17 protein-coding genes are annotated in these 15460 nt (G+C 66.2%); 2 read left to right on the forward strand and 15 right to left on the reverse strand.

The window, feature by feature from the left end:
• Positions 1-14: 14 nt before the first annotated feature.
• From AB0H36_RS40870 to AB0H36_RS40925, 12 genes are all read right to left on the reverse strand, one after another.
• Positions 15-890 carry a superoxide dismutase gene (locus tag AB0H36_RS40870; RefSeq protein ID WP_360536183.1) on the reverse strand — a complete coding sequence of 292 codons (876 nt, stop codon included), beginning with the start codon at positions 888-890 and terminating at the stop codon, positions 15-17.
• Positions 891-948: 58 nt separating this feature from the next.
• Entirely contained in the window at positions 949-1728 is a 780-nt protein-coding gene (locus tag AB0H36_RS40875; RefSeq protein ID WP_360536185.1) for an ABC transporter ATP-binding protein, read from the reverse strand.
• Positions 1725-2324 (reverse strand): ABC transporter permease subunit, encoded by a 600-nt coding sequence (locus tag AB0H36_RS40880; protein ID WP_360536187.1) that lies wholly within the window; start codon positions 2322-2324, stop codon positions 1725-1727. Before AB0H36_RS40880 ends, AB0H36_RS40875 begins: the two co-directional genes overlap by 4 nt.
• Positions 2325-2584: 260 nt before the next feature.
• Positions 2585-3604 carry an ABC transporter substrate-binding protein gene (locus AB0H36_RS40885; protein ID WP_360536189.1) on the reverse strand — a complete coding sequence of 340 codons (1020 nt, stop codon included), beginning with the start codon at positions 3602-3604 and terminating at the stop codon, positions 2585-2587.
• Positions 3605-3739: 135 nt separating this feature from the next.
• The gene (locus tag AB0H36_RS40890) at positions 3740-4516 is read right to left on the reverse strand and encodes a FadR/GntR family transcriptional regulator (protein ID WP_360536191.1); all 777 of its coding nucleotides are present in this window, start codon (positions 4514-4516) and stop codon (positions 3740-3742) included.
• An 87-nt stretch (positions 4517-4603) separates the two neighbouring features.
• Positions 4604-5983, reverse strand: coding sequence for an amidohydrolase family protein (locus AB0H36_RS40895; protein WP_360536193.1), 1380 nt, complete (start codon positions 5981-5983; stop codon positions 4604-4606).
• Entirely contained in the window at positions 5980-7440 is a 1461-nt protein-coding gene (locus AB0H36_RS40900) for an NAD-dependent succinate-semialdehyde dehydrogenase (protein WP_360536195.1), read from the reverse strand. The genes AB0H36_RS40895 and AB0H36_RS40900 overlap by 4 nt, the downstream gene beginning before the upstream one ends.
• Before the next feature lie 41 nt (positions 7441-7481).
• A complete protein-coding gene (locus tag AB0H36_RS40905; RefSeq protein ID WP_360536197.1) occupies positions 7482-8486 on the reverse strand; it encodes a transketolase C-terminal domain-containing protein in 1005 nt (334 codons plus the stop codon).
• The gene (locus AB0H36_RS40910) at positions 8479-9288 is read right to left on the reverse strand and encodes a 1-deoxy-D-xylulose-5-phosphate synthase N-terminal domain-containing protein (protein ID WP_360536198.1); all 810 of its coding nucleotides are present in this window, start codon (positions 9286-9288) and stop codon (positions 8479-8481) included. The genes AB0H36_RS40905 and AB0H36_RS40910 overlap by 8 nt, the downstream gene beginning before the upstream one ends.
• Before the next feature lie 56 nt (positions 9289-9344).
• A complete protein-coding gene (locus tag AB0H36_RS40915; protein ID WP_360536199.1) occupies positions 9345-10223 on the reverse strand; it encodes an NAD(P)-dependent oxidoreductase in 879 nt (292 codons plus the stop codon).
• 54 nt (positions 10224-10277) lie between these two features.
• On the reverse strand, positions 10278-10517 hold the full coding sequence (locus AB0H36_RS40920; protein WP_360536201.1) for a tautomerase family protein: 240 nt from the start codon (positions 10515-10517) through the stop codon (positions 10278-10280).
• Entirely contained in the window at positions 10510-11397 is an 888-nt protein-coding gene (locus AB0H36_RS40925) for an enoyl-CoA hydratase/isomerase family protein (RefSeq protein WP_360536203.1), read from the reverse strand. The genes AB0H36_RS40920 and AB0H36_RS40925 overlap by 8 nt, the downstream gene beginning before the upstream one ends.
• A gap of 225 nt (positions 11398-11622) precedes the next feature.
• On the opposite strand from AB0H36_RS40925, the gene AB0H36_RS40930 reads away from it, so the two are divergent.
• Complete coding sequence (locus AB0H36_RS40930) at positions 11623-12588, forward strand: dihydrodipicolinate synthase family protein (protein ID WP_360536205.1); 966 nt, start codon at positions 11623-11625, stop codon at positions 12586-12588.
• Between the two features lie 112 nt (positions 12589-12700).
• On the opposite strand, the gene AB0H36_RS40935 is transcribed toward AB0H36_RS40930, so the two are convergent.
• From AB0H36_RS40935 to AB0H36_RS40945, 3 genes are all read right to left on the reverse strand, one after another.
• Entirely contained in the window at positions 12701-13636 is a 936-nt protein-coding gene (locus AB0H36_RS40935) for a superoxide dismutase (protein WP_360536207.1), read from the reverse strand.
• 116 nt (positions 13637-13752) lie between these two features.
• Positions 13753-14331 carry a TetR/AcrR family transcriptional regulator gene (locus AB0H36_RS40940; protein ID WP_360536209.1) on the reverse strand — a complete coding sequence of 193 codons (579 nt, stop codon included), beginning with the start codon at positions 14329-14331 and terminating at the stop codon, positions 13753-13755.
• Positions 14332-14783: 452 nt separating this feature from the next.
• Positions 14784-15104: a hypothetical protein gene (locus AB0H36_RS40945; protein ID WP_360536211.1), complete on the reverse strand. Its 321-nt coding sequence runs from the start codon at positions 15102-15104 to the stop codon at positions 14784-14786.
• A gap of 109 nt (positions 15105-15213) precedes the next feature.
• On the opposite strand from AB0H36_RS40945, the gene AB0H36_RS40950 reads away from it, so the two are divergent.
• Complete coding sequence (locus tag AB0H36_RS40950) at positions 15214-15408, forward strand: hypothetical protein (protein ID WP_360536213.1); 195 nt, start codon at positions 15214-15216, stop codon at positions 15406-15408.
• Positions 15409-15460: the final 52 nt, after the last annotated feature.

A 15460-nucleotide genomic window follows, 5' to 3' on the forward strand; every position in this document is an offset into this window, starting at 1 on the left:
TGCCGGGGTGGGTGTCAGCGCTTTACGGCGATCAGTCGGAACTCCGCCGTTTCCGGGGACGGCGTGGTGAATCGCGCATTGGACAGGTAGAAACGGTCACCGAATCGGGCCATGCAGGTTGGTGTGTCGAAACGCGGATCGGTCCAGCGCTCGATGACTTTGCCGGTGCTTCCGGTGGCATCGAGTTCGATGACAGAGACCGTGTTCTCCAGGTTCTGTACGACGTGGAGGACGGTGCCTTCGAGGACCATTCCGTCGCCCCACAGGACTCGTTCGCCGCCGAGATCCACCTCACTCGCCTCGCCGGTGCTCGGCTCGACCCGGAAGATCTTTCCCGTATTGGTCTGAACGATCAGGAGGGCCTGCTTGTCCGGCGTACGGACGATGCCGTTCGAATTGAAGCATTCGGCGAACGTGGGGCCCTCCTGATAGACAAGCTCGCCGGTGATCGGTATGCGGAGGGTCTGCTCCTCGGCCGGCAGTTCGCCTCCTTCGGTGAACGGGAGCCGATACAGCACGGGGGCGAATGAGTCGGTGACCCAGGCCTCGTGCGGGGTGAGCACGATCTCATTGATGAACGATCGGTCACTGCCCAGTTGGTACCGGGCAACGACGGTCTTGCTCGAGGTGTCGATCACCGAAAGGGAACCGTCGATTCCGCCGCACACGAAGAGGCGCCCGTGCCAGTCGAGCGCCATTCCGACAGCGGTGGGGCCAACCGGCGGGGCGAAGACCTCGTACGTGCCGGTCGCAAGATCCACTCGGTACACGGCGCCGGTCTGCAATGAGGACACGTAGGCGAACGGGCCGTCGCCGATGACGATGCTCTCGGGTCCGGATCCGTCCGGCATGGGGATCTCGGTTGGGTACTCGGCCGGTGTTGTCTTCACGGCTGGGTCGCTCTGCACTGTCGTCGACCTTTCAAGTCAGTGGCGAAGTGGATGTGTGTCAGATTCCGCGGATCTCGGTCGGATCCAGCCCACGCGCGAGCTGCTGTCGCAGATCCGTGAGCTCCGGCGTGCCGGGGTCGCGCGGGTGCTGTGCGTCGAGCGGTACGTCGTGGATGACGGCTGCCGGTCTCGACGACAGGACAACGACACGGGTTCCGAGCACGACGGCTTCCTCGACATCGTGAGTGACGAAGACGATGGTCATGCCCGTTTGGCGCCAGAGCTCGATGAGGTCCGAACGCAGCTTGACGCGTGTCTTGACGTCGAGTGCGCTCAGGGGCTCGTCCATGAGCAAGAGCTGTGGCTGTACCGCGAGCGCCCGGGCGATCGCCACCCGTTGCCGCTCGCCGCCGGAGAGTTGGTGGGCCGGCTTGAGTGCCACGTGGTCGAGGCCCATGAGCGCGAGTTTCTCCCGGGCTACCGCCCGGAGCTCGCTCCTCCTGGATTGCATACCCCGCAGCTTCATGCCGAGTACGACGTTGTCGCGGGCAGACAGCCACGGCAGCAGTCGGGGACTCTGGAACACGTAGGCGAGGTCCGGCCATGCCGTGGCGGGTTGGCGCCCGAGCACGGAGACTTCGCCCGAGGTGGGCGGGATGAGGTCGCCGAGGATGCGCAGCGTGGTGGACTTGCCGCATCCTGACGCTCCGAGCACACAGAGGAACTCACCAGGCATCACTGTGAGGTCGAAGTCCTGCAGGATCGTGTCTGGTCCGTAGGCGATCTTCAGGCCGCTGATCGCGATGGCGGGCTCGACGTCGGGACTGTTGAGGGTCATGGTCGCGTCCTCTGGGAGGTGGATGCGCCGGTCCGCCTGGCCACGTAATTGCTCAGTGGGTCGAGAATCCAGGATTCGACGACATACACGATGATCACCACCGTGATGATCGAGGCGAAGACCTGCGCGGTCTGGAAGTTCTGCCGTGCCTGGTTCATCACGAGTCCGAGCCCCATCTCGGCACCGAAGAACTCGGCGATGATGGCGACCTTCCATCCGACGGAGAAGGACAGCCGCGTGGCCGCCAGGACATGGGGCAGCAGCAGCGGCAGTTCGATGCGGCGCAGGACGGCGAGTCGATTGCGGGTGAAGCTGCGACCCATCTCGCGAAGCTCCGGGTCGATTGCCTTGAGCCCCTCTCGCAGACTCACCATGGTGAAGGGCAGCAGGATCAGCGTGACCACGAAGACCACGGCCGAGTCGCTGACGCCCAGCCAGATGACTCCGAGGATGGCCCAGCCCACGCCCGGAACGGCGTTCAGCAGGGGCAGGAACCGGCCGCCGATCAATGTGTCCAGCCATGGCGCCACCTGGGTGAGGAGGATGAGTGCGCCGCCCATCACCATGGCGAGAGCCATCGCGGCCGTGATGCGCATGAGCGAGGTGAGCGTGTGGGCGGCGAGGTCACCGATCAGGAACTCCTTGACGTCACGGACAACGTCCATCGGTGGCGGGAGCAGGTACTCCGGCTGGTGCGGGGCCGCGAGTTGCCAAGCGAGCAGGAGGAGTAGCGGTGCTCCGTTGGCTAGAGCGAAGCTCAGCCTGCCGCGGCGAGGCTGCCCCTGTTGCCCTCGCCGTAGCGAGGATCTGGTCTGTGCAGACAACGGGTTCAGCAGCGAGGCTCGGGATGAGTGGCTCATTTGATGATCTCGTCCTGGATCTGTAGGGCCTTGGGGATGTCTCCGCCGGCAGCGGCCTTGTCCCACATGACTTGGGCCGACTCCAGCCACTCCGGGTCGAGGCCGCCGATGTAGTCGTAGGCGCCGCTCCACTGGAATGTGATGTACTCGGCGGGCAGGCGGGTCTTGGCAGAGATGGCGTTCGCCAGTTCGTCGATGTGGTCGCGGGCGTAGGCCACCGACGCGGCGAGCAATTCCTGGAACTGCTTGTAGCAGGTCTGGTTCCGCTCGGTCTGGGTGGCGAGCGCCTGGTAGGAGGCGAAGACCGGGTTGTGGCCGGTGAGCTTCCGCCACGCCGGATCTGACGTCATGATCCGCCTGAACTGGGAGTCGTGACCGAGTTTGTAGGCGGTGAAGCTGAAGTCGCTGACGGCGTCGATCTGCCCACGCTCCAGGGCCGCGGTGAGCTGGGCGGGATCCATCTCGACCCATTTCAGGTCGCCGCCCTGCAAGGCGGAGTTCAGCTTGTGCCCGTCGCGCAACAGGATTCGCGTCACCATGGTCGACGACGACCCGAAGCTGGTCACGCCGATCGTTTTGCCGGCGAGATCCTCGGGGGTTCTGATGTCGCTGCCGTCGCGCACGTAGACGCCAGATGCCCCGGGGGTGTTCTCGTCGGCCGTGCGTCCCGACGAGAGCGCGACGATTTTCAGATCGACTCCCTTGCTGCGCGCCTGCGGCACACCGACCAGGGACGACTCGATCACGTCGAACTGGTCTGTGCCGGTCGCCTGGATGAGCGCCGGGAAGGTGAGATAGCTGAGTTTGAGGCCGGGGAACTTGGCGACGTCGATCTTGTCGTGCTCGATCGCGTACAGCGCTGCCCTCCGGACGTCGTCGTCGGCCACCGCCACCTTGAAGTTGCTGCAGTCCCCGTCCGCTTGATCGGATCCCTCGGCGCCGGCGCATCCGGCCAGCGCCAGCACACTCGTCGCGACGGCGATGCAGCCCGCCCCGGTCCAGCTTCTCGTCCTCATGGGAACGCTCCTTCATCCCGAATTGGCTTTGCGGCTATGCCAATTCAGAATGGTGGGAGGGTGTCCGCAAGTCAAGACTTTGGAGAAGTGGAAAGGCCAATTCTGCAGACGATTGGCGCGCCGGTCGGCGGGCCGTCAGCCCTCGCGACTCAGCAGGTGCTCGCGCATCACGTCGTTGTGCCGGCGGACGGCGGCGAGAGCGGCCTCGGAATCCGCGCGCTCCAGCGCGTCCACGATGGGCGCGTGCAGGGCCAGTTGGGCCTCGGCCTGGTTGGGTGCGAGCCAGCGCGGGACCCGATCGCTCTCGACCCAGTGCTGGTACTCGTACTCGAGAAGCGAGGTGTGGACCTGCTCGTAGAGGGCGGTGAGGACCGGGTTGCCGGCCAGGTCGACCAGCGTCGCGTGGAAGACGGTGTCGGCGGCGATCCAGGTAGATGTCTCTCCGACGCTGTCGCGAAGACGTGCGAGGGCGCCGCGCGCTGCGTTCAGGTCGGCTTCCGGGCCTCGGCTGACGGCCTCCTGGACGCCGAGGCTCTCGAGCCACAGGCGCAACTCGACCAGGTGCTCGAGGTTGTCAGCGGTCGGAGCCGGCAGTGACTGACCGTGGGAGCCGCGTGCTTTGTCGGGTCGCCGCAGTACGTAGGCGCCCGACCCGCGCCGGCTCTCGACGAGTCCCATCAGCGAGAGCGTCCGGATCGCCTGGCTCACCGTGGGTCGGCTGGTCCCGAACCGCTCGGCCAAGGTGCGCTCGGAGGGCAGGCGCGTCCCTTCCTGCAGGTCCTGATTGATGATGAAGTCGCGGATCCGCCCGGCGATGGTGTCGGACAGCCGCGGCGGCGCGGACACCGGTTCCAGGTCGCTGAAGTCGACGTCGTCGGCCTTCGCAGACCGTCTCGATCCGTCCAGGCTCATCGCGGCCCCTTGTCAGTCGTGAGCTCCGTCCCTTTCGATAATGCCGAGCGCTGCCGAATTGGTCAAATGGCTAGGGAACTTTTCACCTCAGTTCCGACAGCTGCCAAGCAGGAGGTCCGGATAACCCGACCGCGCGATCAACCCCTCTGCGGAGGCTTCGACGGCCCGTACCACCGCCGGTACGTCGACATCGAGCAACCGGCCGTCCTGCTTGACCGGGCGACCGCCGATGAGAACGGACTCGACGTTGCTGGTGTCCATCATCATGACCACAGCTCCGGTCGCCTGGTTGACCGGCGCCGCGTTGATGAGGCCGCCGTTCAACACGATGACGTCAGCCTCCTTGCCGGGTGTCAACGATCCGACCCTGTGGTCCAGGTGGGCCGCTCGCGCACCCTCGATGGTCGCCATCCTCAGGACGTCTCGAGTGCTGATCCTCCGAGAATCCACTGTCCCGCGGACTGCCTTTTCCTGAAGCCGGCTCCTTTGCAATGCGTATGCAGCGCGCATCTGAGTGAAGAAGTCGGTGGGCCCCAGGCTGACCGCATCGGTGCTGAAGCTCGGTTGGACCCCGTGATCCAGCGCGGCCTGCATGCCCGGCATTCCGGTGCAGAGGGTCTGCTCGACGAGGTTGGACAGACTGGCCTTGCCGTCCGTCGCGGCGATGACCTGCCAGGTGCTCGACGCGAGGCCCGTGCAATGGATGTAGGTGTTCCATGGCCCGGCCAGCCCTTGCCGGGCCAGCTCTTCCACCTGCAGCCCGGCAGCCTCGTCGTTGACGTGCGAAAAGATCGGCAGGTCCAGCTCCCGGGCCAGCTGCCAGTTGGCCCGATTGACCGGAGTACCGAGAGCGAGGGTTACGAGCTGGTCATCGGAGCCGAACACCGCCTGGCGTAGGCGTGACACATCGAGGGGATGGCGGCTCTGCGGGTGTGGAACCGCGCTCCCGGAAGTGGCTGAGTAGGCATAGACGCAGCGCAGGCCGGACTCGCGGAGGGCTTCGACTGCAGCGTCCGTATGCTCCGGGGTGTACGTGCACTGGGATGTGTCGACGACGGTGGTCGTGCCCGCGTTGAGCTGCTCGAGGGCCCCGGCGTACTGGCCCCAATAGACGTCGCCCGGGGAGTAGTGGTGAAAGATCGCGTTCTCGCCCTGGCGAGACTGGGTGAAGTAGTCAACCGCGAGGGCATCACTCCAGTAGCCGCGCAGGGCGGTCTGGAACATGTGGTGGTGGGAGTTGACGAACCCAGGCATGACGATCCGGCCAGTGCAGTCCATGGCCGGGGCGTCGAGGTCGATCCGTGGCCCCACCGCCTTGATGCGCGTTCCCTCGATGAGGACATCGCCCGGCGCGAAATCGCCGACCGCCGGGTCCATCGACAAGACGGTTCCGCCGCGCAGCAACAACCGGTGAGTAGCGGGATCCTTGTGGTTCTCCATGTCATTCCCAGTTCCGGTCGTGATCACCAGGCGGTGGCGATGTACTTCGCCTCCGTGTACTCGAGCATTCCCTCGTGACCACCCTCGCGGCCGAGTCCGCTGAGCTTCACGCCGCCGAACGGTGCGCTGGGGTCGGACACGACGCCTCGGTTGAGCCCGACCATGCCGGTTTCCAGAGCCTCGGCGACCTGCATTCCCCGACTCAGGTCGGTGGTGTAGACGTACGAGACGAGACCGAACTCGGTCCGGTTCGCGGCCGCGATCCCCTCTGCTATGCCGGTGAACCGCACGATCGGCGCCACCGGCCCGAAGATCTCGTTGTGCAGCACGTCGGCTTCCTCCGGAACGTTGTGGAGCACCGTCGGCGGATAGTAGTAGCCCTCCCGGTCCGGGATCTGGCCTCCGGTGAGTACGTCGGCGCCTCGGCGAACTGCGTCGTCGACCAACTCCTGCACTTTGTCCTGTGCGGCCAGGTTGACGAGAGGGCCGAGGTCGACCCCGTCGTGATAGCCGGGACCGATGGTGAGCGACCGCATGGCAGCAGCGAACTTGCTCCCGAACTCCTCGGCGACCGCCTCGTGGACGTAGAAACGGTTGGCGGCCGTGCAGGCCTCACCGCCGTTCCGCATCTTGGCCACCATCGCGCCCGCGACGGCCTGGTCGACGTCCGCGTCCTCGAGGACGAGGAAGGGTGCGTTCCCACCCAGCTCCATCGACGAGCTGAGCACTCGGTCGGCGGCCGCATGCAGCAGCTTGACGCCGACCTCCGTCGAGCCGGTGAACGACACCTTCCGCACGACCGGCGCGGACAGCAGAGCGCCGACCACCGACGCGGAACGGTGGGCGGGGAGCACATTGACCACGCCATCCGGTACGCCGGCCTCACGCAACAGGTCGGCGAGTGCCAGGGCTGTCAGCGGCGTGTCGCTGGCCGGCTTGAGCACCACCGTGCACCCGGCCGCCAACGCGGGTCCGATCTTGCGCGTCGCCATCGCCGCCGGGTAGTTCCACGGCGTGACGAGCACGGCGACCCCGATCGGCTCCCGCTGGACGATGATGCGGTAGTCGCCGCTCGGCGCGGTGGCCAGCGTCCCGCTCAGCCGGACCGCCTCCTCAGAGAACCACCGGAAGAACTCCGCGGCGTACGCAACCTCGGCGCGGGCATCGGGAAGTGCCTTGCCGTTCTCGGCGCTGATCAGCAGGGCCAGCTCCTCCTTTCGCTCGACCATCAGGTCGAACGCTCTGCGCAGGATGGTGGAGCGGGTGCGTGGCGCCGTACGTCGCCAGGTCGCGAGCGCTGACTCCGCCGCGGACACCGCGTCCAGGGCGTCGTCAACACTGGCCGAGGCGACCGAGACCATGGGCTTGGCCGTCGCCGGGTCCACAACGTCGACGGTGGCGCCGTCGCTGCTGTCCCGCCACGCGCCGCCGATGAAGAGTTGACGCGGGACGGACGAGACGAGCGAATCGATCGGGTGCGGCACGATGCGTTCTCTTTCTCTTCAGGGTGCGAAGCTGCTGTGGGTCAGACCGGTGCGTACTCGCCGGGAGCGACCGCGACCTCGGTCACCGTCGGGAGTTCGTCGCTCCGGCCCAGTGCGGACCACGCGGCCGCGACCACGTCGCGGATCCCGAGGCCGTACTTGCGGAACAGGTGCGGACCGGTCTTCGAGCCTTCGGCGAACGTGTCCTGCAGGCCGACCCGTCGCAGCGGCCGGCCCAATCCGGCTTCGGCCAGCGTCTCGGCGACAGCCGAACCGAGCCCGCCGATGACCGAATGGTTCTCCGCGGTCACCACCGCCTGCACACCGCGAGCGACATCGAGGACGGTCCGGGCGTCGAAGGGCTTCACGATCGGTGCGTTCAGCACGGCGACCGAGACGCCGGCGCCCTCGAGGATGCGGGCCGCCGCGAGCGTGGTCGACAGCATCATGCCGTTCGAGATCAGCGCCAGGGTGTCTCCGCGACGGAGCACCTGCGCGCGCTCGAGCGAGAAGGAGTGCGACTCGTCGAAGATGACGGGGATCTCGCCACGCTTCAATCGCAGGTAGACAGGGCCCGCGACGTCCACGACCTGCGGCACGACCTGACTGATCTCCACGGCATCGGCGACGTCGATCACGGTCATGCCTGGAATCGCGCGCATGATGGCCACGTCCTCGATCGCCTGGTGGCTCGGTCCTCCCGGCGTTGACACGCCCGGCATGAAGCCGACGATGCGCACCGGAAGACCCGGATAGGCGATCGAGTTGACGATCTGGTCATAGGGCCTTCGGGTGGCGAAGACACCGAACGTGTGCACGAACGGGATGTGGCCGCGACGCGCCAAGGCACCGGCCATGCTCATCATGTTGGCCTCGGCCATGCCGGCGTGGATGAAGCGCTCGGGGAGCTTCTCCTGGAAGAGGTCGATCTCGCACTGGCGGGTCAAGTCGCCGGAGAGACACAGAATCTCCTCGCGCTGGAGGGCGACCTCGACAAGGGCTCGTCCATAGGGTTTGAGCACGGTGGGGTAGGGCGGCTCATGCAAGGCGGGCCTCCAATTCCGAGATCGCCTCGCCGGCAAGGCTCGGCGGGAGCTTGATGAAATGACCGTCGGCGTCGGGCGGAAGGACGCTCAGCCCTTGCCTGGTCGACGTACGCGCGATGACGACGCTCGGCTTGTCGCTGTCCATGGCCGCGCTCAGCGCCGTGGACAGTGCGTCCACGTCGTGCCCGTCGACGTCCTGGACGTCCCAACCGAAGCTCGCCCACTTCTCGGCCATGGGTTCGAGCGTCGTGATGGAGCTGACCGGGCCGTCCACCTGGGAGTCGTTCGCGTCGAGCAGCACGATCAGCCGGTCGAAACCGTGGTGGCCGGCGAACATCGCAGCCTCCCAGGTCTGTCCCTCCTCGAGTTCGCCGTCGCTGACGAGGACGAAGACGTACGCCTCGTCGTCAGCCCTCAGCCGGTTCGACAATGCGAAGCCGACTCCGCCGGACAAGCCGGTGCCGAGGGATCCGCAGGTGAGGTCGACGGCGGGGGACCGCTCCGTGCCGATGGCCTCGAGCGGGGAGTCATCCTCGCCGTACGTCAGCAGAGCCGATTCGTCCAGCTGCCCGATCTCGGCCGCGGCGGCGAAGTTGGCGATGATGTAGTGACCCGGGGAGCAGACGATCAGGTCCCGTTCCGGGCGATATGCCGTGCAATACAGGGCCGCGTACAGCTCGGCGGAGGACAGGGCCTGGCCGAGGTAGCCGAAGCCGTGCGGAGCCACCATGCGGACCGCTCGCAGCCGGACGGCGTCCGCAAAGCGCCGCAGGTCCACGCTGGTAGTCGTGGTCTGGGACATATCGAGCTTCCTTCAGCTAGAGGGCTAAGGTCGTTTGACGTTGGCGTGCGCGGGCATCAGGCGTCACTCACGTCCAAGCCCGCCGCACGGGCCTCCTGGACGAACAGCGACAGGAAGTCGACGTCGCGCAGCCCCATTCCGATGGCGGACTGGATCAGTTGGTGGACCGATGCGCCGATGGGCATCGGCACCTCGAGCGACCGTGCCTCGGCCAGCCCCAGGTCGAAGTCCTTGCGCAGGAGCTCGGTGGTGAAGGTCGGCGTCCAGTCCAGGGCCACGAGATCCTTGGTGCGTTGGCGCACCCAGTCCGACCCGAGGACGGTTCCATTGAGGAACTCCAGGAACGCTGCGCGGTCGGTGCCACCCTTCTCGGCGAGAGCGGTGACTTCCACGAGCGCTTGGACCATCATCCCGAGGTAGAGGTTGTGGCAGAGCTTGACAAGCCGACTCTGCTCCTCGCTGCCCGCGTGGACGACCACCTTGGCGATCTGCGCGAGGTACGGCGCAACGGACTTGAAGGTGGATTCGGGGCCTGAAGCAACGATGCAGGCGCCGCCTTGCTCGACCACGTGGGGGTTGCCGCTGATCGGGGCTGCCAGGAAGCCGACGCCTGTGTCGGCCGTGAGCTGCCGGATCTTGGCCGACATCTCGATGGAGACCGTCGAACAGTCCACGATGATTTCCGGCAGGCGATCGCCGCTGAGCAGGGCGGCGACCACCTCTTCGAGATCCTTCGGGGTCGACACCATCACGAAGACGATGTCTGCCTGACCAAGGCCGGCCACCTCGCCGACGGCACGAGCGCCTTTGGCAACCAGAGGCGCGGTCTTGGCCGCGGTGCGATTCCATACCAACAGGTCGTTGCCCGCGTCAACGAGCCGCGCGGCCATGGCCGCACCCATCCGGCCGGTACCCAGCCAACCGAGCTTATCCATGTCGAACGGCTCCCTGCAGCCTAGATTCGGAGATTGGGGGAAGGAGGAGGGTCATCACTGCCCAGCATCGTGTACGCGGGCCTGATACCCGGCGGGCGTGCTGTCGGCGTACCGTTCCGCAAACGTCTTGCCGCCCTTCATCTTGTCGGTCCACTCCGACTCGATGATCTGCACGGTGACGACGTCGATCGGACAGCCCAGGTTGTCCACCAAGGCGCGGGTGATGTCGCGCATCATGCCCTTCTTCTGCTCGTCAGTACGACCCACGGCCATGAACACGTGCACCTCAGGCATCGGTCTGTCCTCCCGCATCAGCCTTGTCGAAGTTGTTCCGCCGGCCCTCACGTACGTAGCGCACGGTCTCGGAGATCGCTTCGCGACGGTGGATCGACTTCTGCTTGGCGACGTGGCCGAACATCTGGATGCCGAAGCCGCCGTCGAGGTCGTCGACGATGCGCTTCTTCCACGGGCGCCGTACCACCTGGGTCGTGAGTCGCCGGGTGACCCGAGGCTGGCTCATGATGTGGTCGGCGATGGCGAGAGCCCGCTCGAGGAGTTTGTCCCTCGGCAGCACCTCGTTGACCATGCCCCAGTCCAGGGCCAGCTGAGCGGTGATCGCCTGACCGGTGAGAAGCGCGTAGGCCGCTCGCTTCACACCGAGCAGCTCTTGGAAGCAGCTGTGGATACCATCGCCGGGGACCGAGCCGATGTCGTAGTGCAGGTCGAAGAGGGTGGCGTCCTCTGCGCACAGGGTGATGTCACACATCAGCACGATCTCGCTGTGGAATCCGGATCCATTGAGAATGCCGATCGTGGGGATCTCGAGATCGTTGATCAGTGAGCTGACGTTGATGCGTCCGTCCTTGTAGGCGTACTCGTACGCCCAGTTCGGCATGTCCTCGTCCTCGAGTTCGAACCCGGCGGGGTCCGAGTCCATCATGAAGTCCTCACCGGTGCCGGTGAGGATGAGGACCTCGTTCTCCGGGTCGGCACCGAGCGTTTTGAGCATCTGGCCCAGTGCCCGGTGGTTCTGGACGCTCAACTGGATGGGGCCTCCAGCGGTGTGTGCAGCGGCGACGACCACGCCGTTCTCGCGTTCCAGGTGGAAGAAGTCCCGGAACTTCTCCCGATAGTCGTCGAACCTCGGGGTCGGGATGAACTCTTGCAACGACATCGTCTGGTCCTCGTCTGGTCCGGTGCTCACCATGGGACCGACCGGAGCCGGGCCGCCGTGGCCGAACACGAGTGGCAAAGTGGCTTTGCCAGTGTGCTGGTGCCGTGCGTGGCTGTCAAGAGTCAGCCGCGAGGTGTCATGCTGGCGTGGTCGGATTGACAGCGACTCTCGGCAAGCGCCACACTCAATTGGACTAGCCAGATTGCCAATTGAATGGAGTACGGGATGGATTACGCACGCGCTGACGCCAAGCAGGCCGCTCGCGAGAGGTTCACCGGTCTGTGGGCGGCCATCACCACGCCGTTCACGGCCGATGGCGAGATCGACGAAGCGGGCCTGGCCGGCGACGTCGGCCACGTCACCGACCGGCTGAATGCCGGCGGCCTCTTCTGTACGGGAGTCATGGGGGAGTTCTGGTCGCTGGGGATGGAGGAGCGCAAGCGGAGTGTGGAGACGGTGGTCGCGGCGGCTGCCGGCAAATGCCCGATCCTGGCTCACACGGGCCACCACTCCGCGCGGGACACCATCGAGTTGACCCGGCACGCTGAGCAGGCGGGTGCCGACTTCGCCGTCGTGATGACCCCGTACTACCCGGTCAGCTCTCCTGAGGGGATGCGCGCGTGGTACCACGAGGTTCTGTCGTCGGTCGACATCGGCGTGTGGTTGTTCGACACGAGCTTCTCGGGCGTCACCATGCCGATGGACCTCATCGACGAGTTGGCGGACATCGAACATGTCTGCGGGATCAAGGTCGGGCACGACCACGCCCGCTACCTGGAGACCCTGGCTCGGGTGGGTGACCGGATGCTGGTGTGCGAGGCGAACGAGGCCGTGTGGCTGGAGAACATGCGTGACCACGGCCAGACGGTCTACATGTCGTCGGCCGTGCCGTTCCTCTTTCAAACGGCGGAGTGGCAGCCCATGCGCGAGTACACCGAGTTGGCTCTGGCCGGGGAATACGACAAGGCCGCCGAGATCGCGGCCACCCTCGAACCGCTTCGTGCGTTGGGTTCGAAGTGGCTGCACGGACAGTGGCTCCGGGAGCGCATCCTCCCGATCCCGTTCGTGAAGGCGTGGGCGGGGCTCCTCGGTATGTCGGGCGGTGACCCTCGCGCTCCGCTTGCCGGACTCACTCCCGCGCAGCATGCGGAACTCGAGGCCGATCTCGCCTCCGTCGGTCTGCTTCGTTGAGCTGCAAGTCGCATCGGGAGCGTTCACGTCGTCCGTGCGCTGGCAGGTCCGGAGCGGGTCCGGACCTGCCTGAGTACTGCTCGGGCCGGTCGTGCGACTGCGTGGCCGGCGATCAGCCAGGGATCGCCACTACGGTGAATTCGGCGGTCTCCGGTGATGCGATGCCGAAGCGCGCGTTGGGCAGGTACAGGCGATTGGCGAAGCGTGCGACCGTGGTCGGAATGTCGAATCGCGGGTCGGTGCGCCGCTCGAGGATCTGTCCCTTGCTGCCTGACTTGTCGAGTCGCACCACCGCCACGGCGTTGAGGAAGTTCTGCACCACGTACAGGGTCCGTCCTTCGAGCAGTATTCCGTCGGCGAAGAGAAGGTCGTCACCACCAAGGTCGACCTCAGTCCCTCTGCCGGTTGCGGGATCGACCCTGAAGAGCTGCCCCGTGTTGGTCTGCGCGACGAGTAACGCGCTCCCGTCGGGTGTCCGGACAATGCCGTTGGCGTTGAAGCCTTCCTCGAAGACGATGGCTCCGCCGAGCGGTACTCGCGCGACGTCGGACTGCGCCGGCAACTCGCCGCTCGGTCCGATCGGCAGCCGGTAGAGAACCTGGCTCATCGAGTCGGTGACCCAGACCGCATTCGGTGTCAGCGCGAAGTCGTTGACGAACGTCGTACCGGTGCCGAGCCGGTACGACGCGATGACCGTTCCGCTGGCCGTGTCGATCACCCTTGCGCTGCCCGCCTCACCGCCGGCGACAAAGAGCCTGCCAAACCTGTCGAGGGCCACGCCGATCGCGGCCGTGCCAGAACCTCGGGTGAGGACCCGGCCCTTGCCGGTCCGCAGGTCGAGCTTGAGAACGTTGCCGTTGGCCATGGAAGACAGGTAGGCGAAGCGGCCACCGATCGCGATGCCCTCGGGAAAGAATCCCGTGGGGAGGGCGATGGTGGCGGGGAAGAGAGCGTCGTCCGAGGCGTCCCCTCCTTCCCGATCGTCGGGCGCAGCGGGTGCCGGCAAGGCGCCGGTCGCGGACGTGGTCAGCGCCGCGGCCGTCGCCATCAGGCCCGTCAGGAACGTGCGACGTGCGTACATATGTCGTCTCCTTCATCAGCGTTTGAATTTTTGACTTACAGGTACAAAATCTGGGCAGGGTTCGGCGCAGGCGCCGACGTGGGTCAGAGGGCGTCGATGATCGCGTCGACCACCCGCACCATGCGATCCGGTCCCTCGGTGACTCGCCCAATGACCCTCAGTCCGATCGTTGTGTTCAGCAACAGGCTTCCGACGGCGAGGGGGTCACGATCTGAACTGATCTCTCCCGACCGCATGCCCTCCTCGATCAGCCCGCGGAAGGCGTCCTCGGTCTGGTTGAAGACCTGCCGGACAAGTTCGGTCGCGGTCTCGTCCGAGCCCGCCAGTTCCGTTGCGGTGTTCACCACCATGCAGCCGCGACGGTCCGGATCGGCCAGATCCAGGTCGACGAGGAAGTGCAACGCCTGGCGCAGGCGGTCCTTCACTGTCCCCGGCCCGTGGAGTATCTCGGCCAAGGCCGGCGACTGGCTGTCGCGGTAGCGACGGAGCGCCAGTTCGAAGAGTGCTCGCTTGCTGCCGAAGGCGTTGTAGAGACTGCCTTTGCCGACACCAAGGGCCTCGGTGAGTTCCTGCGGCGTGGTGGCGGCGTACCCCTTCCGCCAGAACAGCTCCATGGCCTGATCAATCGCAATGTCCGGATCGAACTGCTTCGGCCGTCCCATAATCACGACCCTAGCCGGTTCTGTACCTAGAGGTCAAGAAAGTGATGCCGGTCGGATCCGGCCGATACAACAGCTACGCGAGCCCGTCCTGTGGCGCATCCTCCGCAGCCTCGAGTACGAACAGCCAACATTGCCCTGGGCAATGATCGGCCGCAGCTACATCCCGCATCGGTGGATCGATCGTCGGTCCCTGACGGGTCAGTTGGACGACGACGTCGCGACCGCAGGCTTAGGCGAGGCCGACCGCGGCGCGCCGTTCGGCTGAACGTGCTCGTGACTGCGTCGCCGTCGAGGTACACACCGACGAGGGCGGCGTCGCGCAGCAGCACCAGCGCGGCCGCCGCCTGGGTGGGCTTGGGGACGCCGGCCGCCTTGCAGACCGCGGTCAGCGTCTGCCGAAACCAGGTGCGGTGCCGCGCGATGATGGTGCGGATCTCGCCGTCGGCGTCGGGCTATTCGGCGGCGGCGTAGATGAACGGGCAACCGCGACGGTGGTAGCGGCGGGCGTCCTCGGCAATGCCCTCGATCACCCGGTTGAGCACCTGGGTCGGGGCGCCCTCCTCGGCCGCGGCGGCCTCGAGGTAGCCACGGTCGCGATCGACCCGGCGCCCAGCCGAGGGCTGCTGCCGCTGCCGGCCATCCGATCGTCCCTTCCGGTGCTGGCCAACCCGCTGAATCGTGGCCGCGAGGTCACTCTGACCTTCGACCAGTTCCGGTACGCGTTCGCGAACGCGATCCCCGAGGCGGAGGCACGATTCCTCTATGCCAGCCATCACGTCGCCACCCCGGGCCTGCCGATCTTCCAGAGCGCCGTCGCGAACGTGAACCCGGCCTCGCACACCAAGGCGGACACGAAACCCCGAGCGAGGGCCGCTGCTGATCGTGTCCGGCGAGAACGACCGCACCGTGCCTCGTGCGATCAGCCAGGTGGCCTACCGGCGCCAACGGAAGAACCCCGCTCCGACCGAGTTCGTCGAGATTCCCGGCCGCGGCCGCTCTCCGGTCTTCGACTCGGGCTGGACAGACGCTCGCACCGCGCTGGACTTCCTGGACCGAGAGGGGATCAAGGCCGCTTGAAACGATGCTCTGGCACTTGTAAGGAGCAACACCCCGCGGCTGCCGACCGGAG

The sequence above is a fragment of the Kribbella sp. NPDC050820 genome (assembly GCF_040653975.1).
In the GTDB taxonomy this organism is placed as follows: domain Bacteria; phylum Actinomycetota; class Actinomycetes; order Propionibacteriales; family Kribbellaceae; genus Kribbella.